The sequence below is a fragment of the Streptomyces sp. NPDC015346 genome (assembly GCF_043078785.1).
In the GTDB taxonomy this organism is placed as follows: domain Bacteria; phylum Actinomycetota; class Actinomycetes; order Streptomycetales; family Streptomycetaceae; genus Streptomyces.
Map to the genome: position 1 here is coordinate 1 of NZ_JBIBTW010000006.1, position 17025 is coordinate 17025.

At 73.0% G+C, this 17025-nt stretch carries 13 protein-coding genes; 2 read left to right on the top strand and 11 right to left on the bottom strand.

Annotation, left to right across the window (positions count from 1 at the left end; translation table 11 throughout):
* Nucleotides 1–373: 373 nt before the first annotated feature.
* Nucleotides 374–1381, bottom strand: coding sequence for a stage II sporulation protein M (locus tag ACF06X_RS22410; RefSeq protein WP_392289049.1), 1008 nt, complete (start codon nt 1379–1381; stop codon nt 374–376).
* Between the two features lie 119 nt (nt 1382–1500).
* On the opposite strand from ACF06X_RS22410, the gene ACF06X_RS22415 reads away from it, so the two are divergent.
* Nucleotides 1501–2409 (top strand): RDD family protein, encoded by a 909-nt coding sequence (locus ACF06X_RS22415; protein WP_392289050.1) that lies wholly within the window; start codon nt 1501–1503, stop codon nt 2407–2409.
* A 1-nt stretch (nt 2410) separates the two neighbouring features.
* On the opposite strand, the gene ACF06X_RS22420 is transcribed toward ACF06X_RS22415, so the two are convergent.
* The 8 genes from ACF06X_RS22420 to ACF06X_RS22455 form a co-directional block, all read right to left on the bottom strand.
* Complete coding sequence (locus tag ACF06X_RS22420) at nt 2411–3025, bottom strand: hypothetical protein (protein ID WP_392289051.1); 615 nt, start codon at nt 3023–3025, stop codon at nt 2411–2413.
* Nucleotides 3026–3190: 165 nt separating this feature from the next.
* Nucleotides 3191–4648 carry an adenosylhomocysteinase gene (gene ahcY, locus ACF06X_RS22425; protein WP_392289052.1) on the bottom strand — a complete coding sequence of 486 codons (1458 nt, stop codon included), beginning with the start codon at nt 4646–4648 and terminating at the stop codon, nt 3191–3193.
* Nucleotides 4649–4946: 298 nt separating this feature from the next.
* Entirely contained in the window at nt 4947–5912 is a 966-nt protein-coding gene (locus ACF06X_RS22430; RefSeq protein WP_392289053.1) for a cation diffusion facilitator family transporter, read from the bottom strand.
* Nucleotides 5913–5978: 66 nt separating this feature from the next.
* Nucleotides 5979–7130, bottom strand: coding sequence for a mannose-6-phosphate isomerase, class I (gene manA / locus ACF06X_RS22435; RefSeq protein WP_392289054.1), 1152 nt, complete (start codon nt 7128–7130; stop codon nt 5979–5981).
* 40 nt (nt 7131–7170) lie between these two features.
* On the bottom strand, nt 7171–8322 hold the full coding sequence (locus tag ACF06X_RS22440) for an SIS domain-containing protein (RefSeq protein WP_392289055.1): 1152 nt from the start codon (nt 8320–8322) through the stop codon (nt 7171–7173).
* Nucleotides 8323–8555: 233 nt separating this feature from the next.
* Entirely contained in the window at nt 8556–8738 is a 183-nt protein-coding gene (locus tag ACF06X_RS22445; protein WP_215072482.1) for a Trm112 family protein, read from the bottom strand.
* Nucleotides 8739–8854: 116 nt separating this feature from the next.
* Nucleotides 8855–10222, bottom strand: coding sequence for a phosphomannomutase/phosphoglucomutase (locus ACF06X_RS22450; protein WP_392289056.1), 1368 nt, complete (start codon nt 10220–10222; stop codon nt 8855–8857).
* 186 nt (nt 10223–10408) lie between these two features.
* Entirely contained in the window at nt 10409–10840 is a 432-nt protein-coding gene (locus ACF06X_RS22455; protein WP_361681608.1) for a DUF3499 domain-containing protein, read from the bottom strand.
* Between the two features lie 290 nt (nt 10841–11130).
* Between ACF06X_RS22455 and ACF06X_RS22460 the strand changes: the two genes are divergently transcribed.
* Nucleotides 11131–11640 carry a metallopeptidase family protein gene (locus ACF06X_RS22460; RefSeq protein ID WP_392289409.1) on the top strand — a complete coding sequence of 170 codons (510 nt, stop codon included), beginning with the start codon at nt 11131–11133 and terminating at the stop codon, nt 11638–11640.
* A 51-nt stretch (nt 11641–11691) separates the two neighbouring features.
* On the opposite strand, the gene ACF06X_RS22465 is transcribed toward ACF06X_RS22460, so the two are convergent.
* Complete coding sequence (locus ACF06X_RS22465) at nt 11692–13248, bottom strand: DUF5719 family protein (protein WP_392289057.1); 1557 nt, start codon at nt 13246–13248, stop codon at nt 11692–11694.
* Nucleotides 13245–16886: a glycosyltransferase gene (locus tag ACF06X_RS22470; RefSeq protein ID WP_392289058.1), complete on the bottom strand. Its 3642-nt coding sequence runs from the start codon at nt 16884–16886 to the stop codon at nt 13245–13247. Before ACF06X_RS22470 ends, ACF06X_RS22465 begins: the two co-directional genes overlap by 4 nt.
* Nucleotides 16887–17025: the final 139 nt, after the last annotated feature.

Consider the following 17025-nt stretch of genomic DNA (forward strand, 5'->3'; position numbering starts at 1 on the left):
CCTCTCGGGCTTTCCTCCGGGCTTTTCCCTTCGGTCTTTCGTGTTTCCAGCCTAGCAGATCCGTTTTCCGTTTCCGCCACCCGCTGGAGCGGGCTTGCCGTTCCGGGCATTCGCTTTCGCGCTTTCCCTTTCCGGCGGTTCCGACTTTATCAGATTCATTTCAGCCGACCTAATCGGCTTCGTGATTCGAATAAGGAATCGGGTTGGCTCCGTGGAACTCGAGGTTCTCTACCGGAGCGAGAGAGATGTTAGCTCGCTGCCGCTGGACTGTCCAGTCCCCGGCAACCAGTTGAATCTACCTCCCCACAGCCACCGTGTCAACGGGTTCTGCGGGCGATGAGGAGACTAGCAGGTCAGCGGGGTCGTACGCACATCAGGCGGCGGTCGGGAGGGCAGCGCTGCGGTCGGGCTCCTCGACGTCGCCCGTGTCGCCGGCGCGGGCGGCTCGGCCGCCGAGGACGTGGACGTACGTGAGGAACGCCAGCTCGGCGGCGATGCCGATCGTGATGCGTGCCCAGGTCGGCAGGCCGGAGGGGGTGACGAAGCCTTCGATCAGGCCCGAGACGAAGAGGACCAGGGCCAGGCCGATGGCCATGCCGACGGCCGCTCGGCCCCGCTGGGCGAGGGCGGCGCGGCGGGTCATGGGGCCGGGGTCGATGAGGGTCCAGCCGAGACGGAGGCCGGTGCCGGCGGCGACGAAGACCGCGGTCAGTTCGAGAAGGCCGTGCGGGACGACCAGGCCGAGGAAGACATCGAGACGGCCCGCTGAGGACATCAGACCGATGCCGACGCCGAGGTTCAGCATGTTGAGGAAGAGGATCCAGAGCACCGGGACACAGAGGAACGCGCCGAGGACCAGGCACAGGGCGGCGGCCTGGGCGTTGTTCGTCCAGACCTGGGCGGCGAAGGAGGCCGCGGGGTGGCTCGAGTAGTACGTCTCGTACTGGCCGCCGGGGCGGGTCATCTCGCGGAGTTCGGTGGGGGCGCCGATCGCGGCCTGGACTTCCGGGTGCGTACCGATCCACCAGCCGATGATCGCCGCGAGGAGGGTGGAGAGGACCGCGGTCGGGACCCACCAGTGGCGGGACCGGTAGACGGCGGCGGGGAAGCCGGCCGTCAGGAAGCCGGCGGCGTCGCGCCAGGAGGAGCGGCGGGTGCCCGTGACGGTGGCGCGGGCGCGGGCGACGAGCTGGGTGAGCCGCGCCGTGAGCATGGGGTCCGGGGCGCTGGACTGAATCAGCGAGAGATGGGTCGCGGTGCGCTGGTAGAGGGAGACGAGTTCGTCGGCCTCGGCGCCGCTGAGCTTGCCGCCCCGGCGCAGGAGGTGGTCGAGGCGGTCCCACTCGGCGCGGTGGGCGGTGACGTAGACGTCGATGTCCATGATCGGCTACTGCTCCAGGCACTGGTGCGTACGGGTCCGTACTACTGCGGCGCGCTGCTGGTCAGCTTGGCAGACTGTCGTACAGAGGGGTCGGGGAAGGTCGGAGAAGGGTGGGCGTCGTGAGCGGGGTTGTGACGGGGGACGCCGTCGTACTGGGGTTGCGGCCCGCGCGGCTGCCCAGCCGGGCTCTGGCGCTCTTCATCGATCTGGTGGTGGTGTGGTCGGCCTATCTGCTGGTCTCGATCGGGCTGGCGGCGGCCACGGCTTCCCTCGACGAGGCCGCGCGGACCGCGCTGGCCATCGCCTCTTTCGTCCTCGTGCTGGTCGGTGGGCCGATCGCGGTGGAGACGCTGTCGCACGGCCGGTCGCTCGGGAAGATGGCCTGCGGGCTGCGGGTGGTGCGGGACGACGGGGGGCCGATCAGGTTCCGGCACGCGCTGGTGCGCGGGGCTATCGGGGTCGTGGAGATCCTCATGACCTTCGGGGTGGTCGCCTGTATCGCTTCGCTGGTGTCGGAGCGCGGGCGGCGGATCGGCGATGTCTTCGCCGGGACGCTGGTGGTACGGGAACGGGTGCCGGCGGCTCGGACCGCCGCCGTGCCTCCTCCCCCGCCCTGGCTGGTGGGGCGGTTCTCGCAGATGGATCTGTCGGCCGTGCCGGACGGGCTGTGGCTGGAGATACGGCAGTACTTGACGCGGATGCGACAGCTGGACCCGGCCGTGGGCCGGCGGCTCGCGGAGCGGCTCGCCGACGAGCTGGTGGCGCGGACGGGGACGCCTCCTCCGCCGGGGGTGCCCGCGGCGGAGTATCTGGCGGCCGTGGTGGGTGAGCGGCAGGCGCGGGACGCGCGGCGGGCCTTCGCTTCCGCGGAGCGGGCCGGGCCCGAGGCGGCTCCCGGGTTCGTGGCACCCGCCGCCGCGCCGGGGAGAGAGGCGGGGCGAGAGACGACGGCGGCCGCCCCAACGGCGCCGAGTGGGGCAGAGGCACCGACCGCGTCGAAGCGGACGGGGTTCGCTCCTCCCGCGTAGCTCAGGGGAAGACGGACGGCGGGGTTTCGAGGGCCTCGAGTTCGATGCCGGGGGCGGAGAGCACCACGTCGCCGGCGATGTGGACAGTGTGCTGCTCCCCCGTGTCCAGGGCGTTGACCTGGTACTCGTCCACGAGCAGAGGGCCGTTGTCAGTGGCGTGCGCTTCACTCTTCACCAGGGCCCAGGACTGGTCGACGGTGAGGGGGGCGAGCACCGGGTCCGTGAAGGCGACGAGCCGGACACGGGTCGCGGGGGAACCGGGGGTGAGACGCAGGAGTCGCGTGAGGGCGACGAGGAAAGCCGGGGACGTGCCGGTGAAGGCGTGGGCGCGCACATTGCCTTCGGTGGCGTGGGTGCCGGTGGGGTCGGTACGGACCCAGGTGACGCCGTCGAGGGCGGCGCCGCGGACCTGCCAGCTCGCGGCGTGGAGTTCGAGGCGGATGGGGCGGCCGAGGTCGTCGATGGCCAGGTCGACGGAGCCGGCGTGTTCGCCGGAGGGGGTGGTGATCTGTGAGACGTAGCGCCAGCCGGAGGGGCCGGGCGCGCAGTTGAAGTGCTCTTCACCGAGGGGGGTGTGATCGTGCGGATCATGGAGCGAATAGCGGCCGCGGGGCATGGGTCCTCGGGGTGCTCTCTGGGGCGGTAGGTCCGGGAAACGGGCCGGGACGCCCGGTGGCGGACGAGGCAGGCCCCCGGCACGGGGGTGCGGGGGCCTGCCTGGTTGCTCTACGGGTGCGGGGGACGGGTGGGCGTCAGTGCACGGGCGCCGTCCGCGTCGGCATCAGTAGCGGTAGTGGTCCGGCTTGTACGGGCCTTCGACGGGGACGCCGATGTAGGCGGCCTGCTCCGGGCGCAGGGTCGTCAGCTTCACGCCCAGCGCGTCGAGGTGGAGGCGGGCCACCTTCTCGTCGAGGTGCTTGGGCAGGACGTAGACATCGGTCGGGTACTGCTCAGGCTTGGTGAACAGCTCGATCTGGGCCAGGGTCTGGTCCGCGAACGAGTTCGACATCACGAACGACGGGTGCCCGGTCGCGTTGCCCAGGTTCAGCAGACGGCCCTCGGACAGCACGATGACCACCTTGCCGTCCGGGAACGTCCAGGTGTGGACCTGCGGCTTGACCTCGTCCTTCACGATGCCCGGGATCTGAGCCAGGCCGGCCATGTCGATCTCGTTGTCGAAGTGGCCGATGTTCCCCACGATGGCCTGGTGCTTCATCCTGGCGATGTCCGACGCCATGATGATGTCCTTGTTGCCGGTCGTCGTGATGAAGATGTCCGCCGTCTCCACCACATCGTCCAGCGTGGCGACCTGGTAGCCGTCCATCGCCGCCTGCAGCGCGCAGATCGGGTCGATCTCCGTGATGATCACCCGGGCACCCTGGCCACGCAGCGACTCCGCGCAGCCCTTGCCGACATCGCCGTAACCGAAGACGACCGCGACCTTGCCGCCGATCAGGACATCAGTCGCACGGTTGATGCCATCGATCAGGGAGTGACGGCAACCGTACTTGTTGTCGAACTTCGACTTCGTCACGGCGTCGTTCACGTTGATCGCCGGGAAGAGGAGGGTGCCGGCCTGCTGCATCTCGTACAGGCGGTGGACACCGGTCGTGGTCTCCTCCGTCACGCCGCGGATCTCGGACGCGAGCTGGGTCCACTTCTGCGGGTTCTCGCCGAGGGTGCGGTTGAGGAGACGGAGGATGTGGGCGTACTCCTCGCTGTCCGCGGTGGACGGGTCCGGGGCGGAGCCGGCCTTCTCGAACTCGACGCCCTTGTGGACGAGGAGGGTGGCGTCACCGCCGTCGTCCAGGATCATGTTCGGGCCGCCGGTGGGGGTGTTCGGCCAGGTCAGGGCCTGCTCCGTGCACCACCAGTACTCCTCAAGGGTCTCGCCCTTCCAGGCGAAGACCGGGACGCCGGCCGGGGCGTCGGGGGTGCCGTTCGGGCCGACGGCGATGGCCGCAGCGGCGTGGTCCTGGGTGGAGAAGATGTTGCAGGAGGCCCAGCGGACCTCGGCGCCGAGGGCGACCAGGGTCTCGATCAGGACGGCCGTCTGCACGGTCATGTGCAGGGAACCGGTGATCCGCGCCCCGGCCAGCGGCTGCTGCTCCGCGTACTCGCGGCGGATCGACATCAGACCGGGCATCTCGTGCTCGGCCAGCGTGATCTCCTTGCGGCCGAAGGCGGCCAGGGAGAGGTCGGCGACCTTGAAGTCCTGCTGGTTGGCGACAGTCGTCATGACTGGGCTGCTCCTCGTGGATCGGGTTCGAGGGTCGGATGAAGCGCCTGACACCGCAGCTCTGGGCACACGGGCATACGAATGCCCGGGTAACTTCCGCGGTGCAGTCGTCGGAGGCCCTCTCTCCCTCGGCCGGTCCATCGCGGACCGCCCGACCGCCATCAGCAGCGACGTCTGGCTGGTCACGAATCTACACCGATCGGCGCGGCGACCCACAGTCCGCCAAGGCCCGGGATTCGGTCGCCCGTACAACAGACAGGGCCCGAGGTCGTGATGACCTCGGGCCGCCCCGCGTGGATCAGTGGCCGGCTCCGCCCGGGGACTTCCCGGGGTTCAGGCCGGCGGACGCGGCGGTCTCGTCGTAGACGTCCGGCTCCAGGTAGATGACCCGGGCGATGGGGACGGCGGCGCGGATGCGCTCCTCCGCCGCGTTGATGGCGGCGGCCACGTCGGTGGCCGTGTCGTCGTGCTGGACGGCGATCTTGGCGGCGACGAGGAGCTCCTCCGGGCCGAGGTGGAGCGTACGCATGTGGATGAGGCGGGTGACGGTCTGGCCGTCGACGACCGCCTCCTCGATCCGCTTCACCTCGTCGACGCCCGCGGCCTCGCCGAGCAGCAGCGACTTGGTCTCGGCGGCCAGCACGATCGCGATCACGATGAGCAGCACACCGATGCAGAGGGTGCCGATGCCGTCCCAGATGCCGTCGCCGGTGACGAGCGCCACGCTGACGCCGGCGAGGGCGAGGATCAGGCCGACGAGGGCGCCGAGGTCCTCCAGGAGGACGACCGGGAGCTCGGGGGCCTTCGCCCGGCGGACGAACTCCTTCCAGGACAGCCCGCCGCGGATCGCGTTGGACTCCTTGATGGCGGTGCGGAACGAGAACGTCTCGGCGATGATCGCGAAGACGAGGACGCCGACCGGCCAGTACCAGGCCTCGATCTCGTGCGGGTGCTTGATCTTCTCGTAGCCCTCGTAGATGGCGAACATGCCACCGACGGAGAAGAGCACGATGGAGACGAGGAAGGCGTAGATGTACCGCTCGCGGCCGTAGCCGAAGGGGTGCTGCGGGGTCGCCTCGCGCTGGGCCTTCTTGCCGCCGAGCAGGAGCAGACCCTGGTTGCCGGAGTCGGCGAGCGAGTGGACGCTCTCGGCGAGCATCGAGGACGAACCGCTGAAGAGGAACGCCACGAACTTGGCTACCGCGATCGCGAGGTTGGCGACGAGTGCCGCCACGATCGCCTTGGTTCCGCCTGACGCGCTCATGGGTGTACGTGTTCCCTTCGTCGGTACCGGGTGGTGAGTGCCGCTGTTCGGCCGGACATTGTTACATCAGGCCACGACGGTGGCGCGGAACACCGTTCCCGTACCGGACAGTTCGGCCTTTTCGCCCGCCGGTACGAAGACGGACTCCCCGGGGCCCAGGGTCACTTCGCCCGCCTTCGGACGGCCCGCGACGGCGAGCAGGATCTGCGGGGTGGGGGCGGTGACGTCGGTCGGGGCGGCGCCCGGCGCCCGTACGAAGCGGGAGAGGCGGAACTCGTCGGTGGGGGTGTCGTAGACCTCTTCACCGGACGGGGAGGCCTCGGGGCGCAGGACGCCGGGGTCGGTGGGCTCGAAGCGGACGATCCGCAGCAGCTCCGGGACGTCGACGTGCTTGGGGGTCAGGCCGCAGCGCAGCACGTTGTCGGAGTTCGCCATGATCTCGACACCGAGGCCGTCGAGGTAGGCGTGCGGCACGCCCGCGCCGAGGAAGAGCGCTTCGCCCGGCTGGAGTCGCACGTGGTTGAGGAGCATGGCGGCGATGACGCCGGGGTCGCTCGGGTAGTGGTGGGCGATCGCGGCGTACGGGGCGTGGGCGCCGCCCAGGCGGGTGGCGGCGGCCGTGGCCTCGGCGACGGTGTGCGCCATCTCCTCGTGGTCGGCGGTCAGCAGCGCCGTCAGGACCTCGCGCAGCGCGGCCTCTTCGGGGTGGGCGTGCAGCAGGTCGACGTACGGCTTGAGGGAGTCGACGCCGAGGGCGTCGAGGACGTCGGCGGCCTCGACGGGGTCGCGGAAGCCGCACAGTCCCTCGAACGGCGTGAGGGCGCAGATCAGTTCGGGCTTGTGGTTGGCGTCCTTGTAGTTGCGGTGCGGGGCGTCGAAGGGGACGCCGGCCGCCTCTTCGGCGGCGAAGCCGGCCTTGGCCTGGGCGAGGTCGGGGTGGACCTGCAGGGAGAGCGGGGCGCCGGCGGCGAGCAGCTTGAGGAGGAAGGGCAGGTGCGGGCCGAACTTCTCGACGGCCGGGGCGCCGAGTTCGCGTACGGGATCGGCGTCGATCACCTCGTTGAGCGGTCCGCGCTCGGTGACGGAGGGGGCGCCGGGGTGGGCGCCCATCCACATCTCGGCCTGGGGTTCACCGGTGGGGGTGGTACCGAGCAGTTCCGGGATGGCCGTCGTGGAGCCCCAGGCGTAGGGGCGGACGGTGTTGACGAGGCGGTCCATCGAGCGTTCCAGCTTTCCTCGGGGCGGGGGTCGGGGGGCTTCAGTGAGGGGCGGTGCTGCCGGCCGAGGCCAGGGAGAGGTAGACGGCGGCGAAGTCGGTGACGGCGAGGAGCTCGGCCAGGCTCTCCAGTTCGCTGCCCTCCTCCGGCTCCAGTTCGCTGATGGCCGTGCCGTGGCTGAGCGCCAGTTCCCGGGCGGCGGGGGCGGCGGTCAGGCCGCCGGCCGGCCGGTCGCGGAGCAGGACGACGCGGGCGCGCAGGGCCTGCGGCTCGTCGACGCGGTCGCGGAAGAAGTCGTCGGGGTCGGCGCCGGCCGCGTAGTCGCCCGCGAGCAGGACGCCGTGGGCGGGGAGGGCCTCGGGCAGCTCGGCGGCGAGCGCGGGCAGGCCGGCCAGCTCGGCCAGGACGGCGGCGAACCGCCGTCCGGCGGGGCCCGCCGCCTCGCCCTCGGTCCAGATCAGCGGCAGCGAGTCGGCGAGCTCGGCGGCGAGCGTCTTGGCCGGGTTGCTGTAGGTGGCGATGGCCGGGCCGCAGCGTTCCGCCGTACGGTCGAGCCGGTCGGCGACCTTCTCCAGGATCTCGGGGGGCGCTTCGAGGAGACCGACCCGGTCGAGGAGCACGAGGAGCGGGGTGAACAGGGCCCACAGGGCGCCGGGGCCGGCGGCCAGGGTCCCGGCGTACTCCTCGGCGCCCTCGTTCGGGGCGGTCGCCATCGGGACGAGCAGGCCGTGGGAGCCGTTGACGGCCTCGGCGAGCGGGGAGGCCTTGGGGGCGACGGCGACGACCGTGATGCCCCGGCGGTACGCCTGCTCGGCGAGGACGGCGAGACCGGGTTCGGAGCCGTCGGTGGTCGGGATGAGGAGGAGATCCACGGAGCCCGCCCAGCCGGGGAGGGCCCAGCGCAGGGCGCCGGCGGCGGGGGCGACGCCGGTGGGCCGGAGGCGGATGACGGGGGCGGCGGCCCCGGCGAGGGCGCCGACGAGGTCCGCGACGCCGGCGGCCGCGGTGCCGGGGCCCGCGACGAGGACGGCGCGGGGGCGGCCCTCGGGCGTGAGCTCGGCGACTCCGGCTTCGGCGGCGTGGCGCGTGGCGGTCCGTACCCGTGCGCCGGCCTCGGCGGCGCCCCGGAGGAGGCCGCGGCGGTCGGCGAGGGCGAGGGCGTCCGGTGCGTCGAGGAGGGTCTCGTCGAGCATGGGGCCTCCGGGGTGCGGGGCGGATGCGGTGCGGTGGCTTGTGCGGTGTGAGGTGGGGCGGGGCGGGTGCGGCTTGTGGGGGGTCCGGCCTTCGGCCGGGTTTGGGTTCCCAACCGCACCGCCCGTGCAGCTGAGAAGACAGAGGTGCGGGTCTTCCCGTGGGCGGTCGGTCGCCGTCGGCGGCTGACCACGCCGCGACGGGTCGCGCGACCCGGCCGGCCGCGCGGGACGCGCTACTGGGGGCGGCGGGCCTCGTCGACGAGGAGGACCGGGATGCCGTCGCGGACCGGGTAGGCGAGGCCGCAGTCCTCGCCCGTGCAGATCAGCTCGGGGGTCTCGGCCGCCGTGCGGTCGTTCAGCGGCGCGTGGCAGGCCGGGCAGGCCAGGATCTCCAGGAGACCGGCTTCGAGCGGCATGGGGTGTCCCTTCGAACAAACAGGTGGTGGGGCTGCCCTTGGGGCCAGGTCAGCCTACCGCCGGGGGACGGGGCGCGCGGCTCGGCGCCCGGCCCGTCCCCCGGAGGAGGAGCGGGTCAGTCCGTGGTGCGGACGAGCGCCAGGACCTCGTCGCGGACCTTGGCCATGGTGGCCGCGTCGCGGGCCTCGACGTTCAGGCGGAGGAGCGGCTCGGTGTTGGAGGGGCGCAGGTTGAACCACCAGTCCCCCGCGGCGACCGTCAGACCGTCCAGCTCGTCGACGCTGACACCGCCCTGACCCGCGTAGGTCTCCTTGACGGCGGCGGTACGGCCGGCCTGGTCGGCGACGGTGGAGTTGATCTCCCCCGAGCCCACGTAGCGGTCGTAGGAGGAGACGAGCTCGGAGAGCGTGCCCTCCTGGCCGCCGAGGGCGGCGAGGACGTGCAGCGCGGCGAGCATGCCGGTGTCGGCGTTCCAGAAGTCCTTGAAGTAGTAGTGCGCGGAGTGCTCGCCGCCGAAGACGGCGCCCGACTTCGCCATCTCCTCCTTGATGAAGGAGTGGCCGACGCGGGTGCGGACCGGCGTGCCGCCGTTCTCGCGCACGACCTCGGGGACGGACCAGGAGGTGATCAGGTTGTGGATGATCGTTCCGCCGGGGTGCTTCGCCAGCTCGCGTGCGGCCACCAGGGCCGTGATCGCGGAGGGCGAGACGGCCTCGCCGCGCTCGTCGACGACGAAGCAGCGGTCGGCGTCGCCGTCGAAGGCGAGGCCGAGGTCGGCGCCCTCGGCCCGGACGCGGGCCTGGAGGTCGACGATGTTCTTCGGGTCGAGCGGGTTGGCCTCGTGGTTCGGGAAGGTGCCGTCGAGCTCGAAGTACATCGGTACGACGTCCAGCGGGAGGCCCGCGAAGACGGTGGGGACCGTGTGGCCGCCCATGCCGTTGCCGGCGTCCACGACGACCTTCAGGGGGCGGATCGCGGTGAGGTCGACGAGCGTCCGCAGGTACGTGGCGTAGTCGTCGAGCGTGTCCAGCTCGGTGATCGTGCCGGCGGTCGCGGCGGCCTCGGGGGCACCCTGCTCCGACCACTGCTCGGCGAGGGTGCGGATCTCGGCGAGGCCGGTGTCCTGGCCGACCGGGGCGGCGCCCGCGCGGCACATCTTGATGCCGTTGTACTGGGCGGGGTTGTGCGAGGCGGTGAACATCGCGCCCGGCAGGTTCAGCCGACCGGAGGCGAAGTACAGCTGGTCCGTCGAGCAGAGCCCGATCAGGGTGACGTCGGCGCCCAGGCGGGCCGCGCCGCGGGCGAAGGCGCCCGACAGACCCGGCGACGAGGGCCGCATGTCGTGGCCGACGACGATCGCGTCCGCGCCGGTCACCTGGACGAACGCGGCACCGAACAGCTCGGCGAGGTCCTCGTCCCACTGATCCGGCACCACCCCGCGGACGTCGTACGCCTTCACGATCTGCGACAGATCAGCAGCCACGGAACAACCCTCCTGAATTCTCGGCACGCGGATTGCGGCGCGTGCGTATGCGAACGCCTAACCTACCCGGGCCGCCGCGGGGTGGGCGCGGTCCGTCCGCCGGTCGGCCCGTGGCGGGAGCCCGGCTGAGGCGGGGAGGGGAAGCGGGAGGGGAGGAAGGGGGAGGGGGAGGGGTACGCGAGCGGGTCAGGAGTCGGGGGAGCGCAGGACGCGGAGGTGTCCGCGGCGTCCGACCTCCATCGGGTCACCGCCGCGACCGCCGCCGCCCTTGCCGCCGGCCTCGGCCGCGCGCTCCTGGGGGCGGGCCGCCTCCCGTACCGCGTTGGCGAGGGCTTCGAGGTCGTCGCCGCTGGGGCGGGCGGGGGCGGAGCCGTCGGAGAGCCGCACGACCTCCCAGCCGCGCGGCGCGGTGAGGCGCTCGCTGTGTTCGGCACACAGGTCGTAGCAGTGGGGCTCGGCGTAGGTGGCGAGCGGGCCGAGGACCGCAGTCGAGTCGGCATAGACGTACGTCAGTGTCGCGACGGCAGGGCGGCCGCACGCGGTGCGCGAACAGCGACGTACAGGGCTCACGACGTTGGACGGTACCGCACTCTTGAGCGGGCCGCGACGACTCTCCACCAGGTCACTCCCACGTGTCGCGGTGTGACCTCCGACACGGCCCCTGGCGGGCCGGCGGTCCTGACCTGCGGGGAAGGAAGGGGCGAGGGGTGGGGACGGTGGCCGATCCGGACAACCGTCGACAGGAATCCGGTCAACCACGGCCAGATGGCCGATCGCCCGAAGCCACCGAATGGAGCCCGGGCCTGGCCGGAACGTTCAACTCACGACATGCCGGGACAGGGCCGCCCCGACATGGTGCGGGTGCGCCACGGTCGCGGAGCACCGAGGAGAGTTACGCTGCGTCAGTGATGGACAGTCCTGTGCCGCCGAGCCACTCGTCCCGTCCCGCCGAGCCGCACGCGGCGGAGTCGCACGCCGCGGAGTCGCACGCGGCGGAGTCGCACCCGGCTCCGCCCGAGCCCCGGACGCGCCGCCGCGACCGTCACGGCCGCGGCATGCGGGGCCCTGTCGCCCCGCCGCAGGTGCCGCTGTCCACGAGTCGGGCCGACACGTTCCGCGATCTGGTCCTGGACTCGGTGGAGCGGCTGGAGCGGCACTGGCCCCAGCTGGCGGACGTCGAGTTCATGGTCCTCGACGTTCCGCCCTCGGTGCCGGGGGAGGCGGTGCCGCTGGGCGGGTCCGCGCCCGCGGAGAAGGACGGTCCGGCTCGTGTCGTGGTCTACCGGCGGCCCGTCGAGATCCGGTCGAAGAGCCGCGACGAACGCGCGCTGCTCGTCCACGAGGTGGTGGTGGAGCAGGTGGCGGAGCTCCTGGGCCTCTCGCCCGAGTCGGTCGATCCCCGGTACGGGCAGGACTGACAATCCCCGGTACGGGCAGGACTGACACCCGTACCCCCCGGGGATCCGACGTCAGTCGTCCAGGACCGAGAGGTCCTGCTTCGCCTTCGGGACCTCGACCGTGCCGCGGTCGTCGCTCAGGGTCTGGACCGTGAACATGGGGACGCCGTCCTGGGGCAGGGCCAGGGTCCTTGAGGCGTGGACGGGGCCGCCCGAGAGCCGTTCGACGGTCAGGGCGTAGGAGCCCTTCAGGCCCGTCGGGACGAGCCCGGTCACCTTCGTCGTGGTGCCCGCCTTGACCGTGAAGGTCTTGGAGACCGGCGTGCCGCCCTCCGTACCCGCCGAGGCGGTGACCTTCACCTCGGCCGTCGCGCCCGGGGCGGTCAGGGCGAGGGTGGAACCGGCCGAACGGTTGTCGGCGACGGTGGCACGGGCGGAGATCGCCGCGGTCGCCGGGACGAAGGCGACCTCGTGGTTCTCGCCCTTTCCTCGGACGACGCGCAGGGCTGCCACGAACGGGGTGGGCTTCTTGGCGTCCGACGGGGTGAGCAGCAGCGAGCCGACCTCGCCCCGGGTGAGGTCCGGGAGGTCGACGGCCGCGGTCATGCCCGACTTCACGTGCAGCGACTGCGCTCCGGCCGGGACGATCGTGCCGGTCTCGCTGACCAGCTGGATCTTCAGGTCGGCGTCGTCCTCCCCCGGTACGTACGCCACCAGGCGCACCGAGGTCGCGTCGGCGGGGATGCCGGGGAGCACGGCGGTGGCGGCCGGGTCGGCGGCGGCGGGGAGCCAGTCGCTGCCGAGCTTGTCGTCGGCGGAGCCGATGACCGCGCCGACCCGGCCGCTGCGGGCCGTCACATGGACGGTGACGTCGGCGGCGGGCTTCTCCGCGGTGAGGGTGGAGAGCAGGACGGGAACGCTGGAGCGGGCGGGGACGGGGATGCCCTCGGTCAGCTGTGAGGGGAGCGCGCCTTCGGGGCCGTACAGCTCGATGTCGGCGACGGCGGCGGTGTCGTCGGGGTTGGTGAGGTGGACGTAGTCCTGGCGGTCCTTGGCCGTGGAGGCGGCCGGGAACCAGAAGTCCGTGTCGGGGGCGGTGCAGGTGACGCCGAGGAGGCCGCGGGCGCCGCCGGCCGGGACGACGGTGGTCTGCTGGACCGTCCAGCCGGGGGCGAGGGTGCCGGTGGCGGAGCCGGTCAGGGCGGGGGCCGCGCCGCCGTTCGCCTCGGCGGAGACGGGTGTGCCGGGCTGGGTGACGGTGGCCGGGGCCTTGGCGGCGGGCTTCTTGGCCGTAGATCCGCCCGGGGTGGCGGCGGAGGTGGCGGGCTTCAGCTCCGCCTTGGCGGCGACGGAGGCGGCGGAGGTGCCAGAGGCACCGCTGGTGCCGGTGCTGCTGGAGGTGCCGGAGGTGCCGGGCTTCCCCTGGGGGGTGTACGAGGTGTAGGCCGTCTCGGCCACCTCGGACGTGCTCGGCGCGGGGCAGAGCAGGCTGGAGCGCTCCACGGGCAGCGGCTGTACGGCGACGGCCGGGGTCTTGGTGGTGCCGTCGGGCGCGGTCAGGGCGGCGAAGCCGGTGACGGCGGCGAGGGCGGTGGCGACCGCGATCAGGGAGAGGGTGGTCCGCTTCACTGGTTGCTGCTCCCGTCGGGACGCTGCTCGGTCTCGTAGCCGTAGGTGTACGGGTCGTACGCCCGCTGCTGCTCCTGGGGCTGCTGTTCGTACCCCGGCTGGTCGTACCCCTGCTGTTCGTATCCCTGCTGCTGGTACGGGTCGTACGGCTGCTGCGGGTACCCCTGCTGGTCGTACTGCTGCTGGTACTGCTGCTGGTCGTACCCCTGCTGCTGGTACGGGTCGGCCGCGTACTCCGAGTACTGCTGGGGGTAGCCCTGCTGGGCGTACTGCTCCTGCGGCTGCTGCGGGGGCTGGGGCTGTTGCTGCCATTCCTCGGCGGCGTACGTCTGCTGCTCGGGGAGGGCGGCGGGCTCAGGGGCCTGCTCCTCCACCCCGGTCGACGCGGCCTCCGCCTCGGCGGCGGCGCGCAGCCGGCGGGCCCGGCGGCCGTCGCCCTCCACTGCCTGGGCGGGAATGACGACCTCCTCCTCGGGCAGGTCGTCGTCGATCTCGCGGCGCCGCCCGGGCAGGGCGAGGACGAGCAGGACGACGGCGAGGCCGACCTGCGTCCAGATCCACAGGCTGTGGGTGAGCGGCTCGTCGTACGTGAGGTCGAGGCGGCCGCCGCCGGTGGGGAGCTCGAAGCCCTGGGCCCAGCCGTCGACGGTGGTCTTCTTCAGTTCCTTGCCGTCGAGGGTGGCGGTCCAGCCGTCGTCGGCGCGGTCAGCGATGCGCAGGACGCGGCCGGCCGGGCCCGCCGGGATCGTGGTGTGCGCCTCGACGGGTCCGGCGGCGACGGCCACCGGCTTGACCGCCGCGTCGGCGGTCTTGGCCCCGGGGACGACGATCGTCGCCCGGGCGACCTCGCGGTCGACCCGCCACAGCGCGCTGCCGTCGAGCTGGCTGAGGCGGCTGAGGCCGGGCGTGGCGTCGAGGACGCGGCTCATCTGGCGCGGTGCCCCGTCCCGTACGAGGACGTAGCGGATCGCGAAGCCGCTCAGTTCCTCGGTCTGGTCGGCGCCGGAGCCGGCCACGAGGTGGGCGACGACCTTGTCCAGGCGCGGGTCGCCGCCACCGGCGGCGGCCAGTTCGGCGTCGCCGAGGCGCGCGCCGGAGCCGCGGACCAGGGTGTACGCGACCTCGCCGGGCGAGGTGCCGCCGAGGACGAGGGTGCGGGGCTGGTCCCGGGTGTCGCTCTCCTCGGCGACGAACGCCGGGACCTGGACCGGGTCGCGCCGGGTCAGCGGGCCGTCGGCGCCGCCGATCATCCAGGTGGCGGCGGCCACGACCGGGCCGAGCGCGGCGGCGAGCGCGATGAGCGCGGCGACGGGCTGGCGCCAGCCGAAGCCGTGGGCGGCGACGCGGGTGCGGCCGCCCTCGGCGCCGATCATGCCGGCGGCGAGGAGGGCCGCGCCGTAGACGAGGGTGGCGGGTCCGGCCCATCCGGTGCCGCCGGCGCCGTTGGACAGCGCGGCGAACAGGAGGCCGGCGAGGGCGGCGGCCCAGGCGGCGCGGACGGCGAACTGCCGCTCCTCGCGCAGCAGCGCGGCGAGGCCGGCGAGGACGATGCCGATGAGGAGGAGGCCGGCGGTGGTGCCGGGGCCGCCGGGGCTGATCCCGAGCAGGTCGAGGGCGGAGGCCGTGCCCGTACGGATGTCGAGGCCGGCCTCGCGCAGGAACGCGGCCGGGCTGGTCAGCAGGGACAGCGACCAGGGGGCGAGGACGAGGATCGGGGTGCCGACGGCGGCGAGGAAGCGCAGTCCGTACGCCGTGATGTCGCCGCGGCGCAGGACGAGCACGGCGATGCCGAGGACGACGGCGAGCGGCCAGACGATCGGAGTGAACGCCGTCGCGAAGGTCAGCAGGAAGGTGTACGCCCAGGTGGCGCGCCAGCTGCCCCGGCCCTGACCGGTCAGTCCGTGGGCGGCGACGGCGGCGCGGGCGATGAGCGGGAGCAGGATCGCGAGGACGGCGGTGCCCAGGCGGCCGGCGGCGAGCGCTCCGGTGACGGCGGGCAGGAAGGCGTAGGCGATGGCGCCCCAGGCGCGCAGCAGCCGGGACTCGACGATCGGGCGGGCGGCGAAGTAGGCGGTGAAGCCGGCCAGCGGGACCGAGCAGACGAGGAGCAGGGTGAGCGCGAAGGAGGTGGAGCCGAGGAAGAGCGCGGAGAGTCCGGCCAGGACGGCGAGGTAGGGCGGTGCGGTCTGGGTGCCGCCGGTGCCGATGGCGTGCCAGGCGTCGGCGTACCGCTCCCAGAGACCTCCGACGGAGTCGGGGGCGGGCAGCAGGGCGCCGCCGGCGAGCGAGCCGCCGCCGAACAGGCCGCGGCAGGCGACGACGGAGATGAGCAGGAGCAGGGCGAAGAGGACCGGGCCGGGCTTGCGGGCGATCTTCTTGAGCCGGGCGAACTGCTCGATCTCCAGGAAGTCGGCGTCGTCGCCGCCGGGTCCGGACTCGACGACGCCGTGGCGTGAGCCGCCGGAGTCGGCGTCGGAGCCGCCGAAGTTCGCCACGATCTGCTCGGCGGTGGCGCGGACGGTCGCGCCGGGCGGCGGGAAGAGCGGACGCAGTTCGCTCGCGGCGACGGCGGGGTTCTTGCGGCGCTTGCGTGCGGCGAGGATCTTCTCGGGGCGCAGCAGGGTGCCGAAGAGGCCCATGACCTCGTCGACGGCCTGGCCGGGGACCTTGCCGACGAGGTAGGCGAGGGTGCGCAGCAGCGTGCCGAGGACCAGGCGGAGGAAGACGTAGGGCAGGGCGGCGCCGCGGGTGTTGGCGAGCAGGGTGTAGACGGCGCCGGCCTTGTCGACGCGGTGCGGGTTGGCGACGGAGCGGCCGGCGCAGTCGACGGTGCGGCGTTCGCGGGCGGAGGCCTCGGCGTGGCGCAGGACGGCGCCGGGGGCGACGAGGACGTGGTGCCCCGCGGAGTGGGCGCGCCAGCACAGGTCGACGTCGTCGCGCATGAGGGGCAGGCGCCGGTCGAAGCCGCCGAGCTCCTCGAAGACGTCGCGGCGGACGAGCATGCCGGCGCTGGAGACGGAGAGGACGGAGCGGACCTGGTCGTGCTGGCCCTGGTCCTGCTCGCGGCGGTCGAGGCCGGTCCAGCGGCGGCCGCTGCGGGCGATGGAGACGCCGGCCTCGAGCAGCTGCTTGCGGTCGTACCAGCCGCGGAGCTTGGGTCCGACGACGGCGGCGTACGTGTCCGAGTCGGCGACGCGCAGCAGTTCGGCGAGCGCGTCCGGTTCGGGGGCGCAGTCGTCGTGGAGCAGCCAGAGCCACTGCACGGGCTCGCCGTGCGGGAGTTCGGGCAGGTCGTAGGCGTCGTCGCTCCACGTCCTGCTGACGGGGTCCCAGCCGCTGGGGCGCTTCAGATACGGGAGTTCCTCGGGTCCGAGCAGGGGCGCGGTCCGGGCGGCCTCCTCGACGGCGGCGCCGAAGCCCGTACGGCGGGCGAGGTGGAGCACCCGGTCGGGACCGATCGCGTCGGCGAGCAGCTGCGCGGAGTCGTCGGCGCTGCCGGTGTCGGCGGCGACGACGTTCTGCACGGGGCGTTCCTGGGCGAGCAGCCCGGCGAGGGCGTCCGGCAGCCAGCGGGCGCCGTCGTGGGCGACGAGCACGGCGGTGACGACGTGTCGCGGAAACTCGGGAGTTGAGGACATCGAGGTACGGGCCCTCCGGCCGGGGTCGCCCGCGGGGGGCGTGGGTGCGTCTCGGACGGGGCCCCACACTAACGGCTGGCAACAGAATGGTCCGCCGCCTGTGGACAGAGCACAGGGGGCGGACCCTTCGTTGTGTACG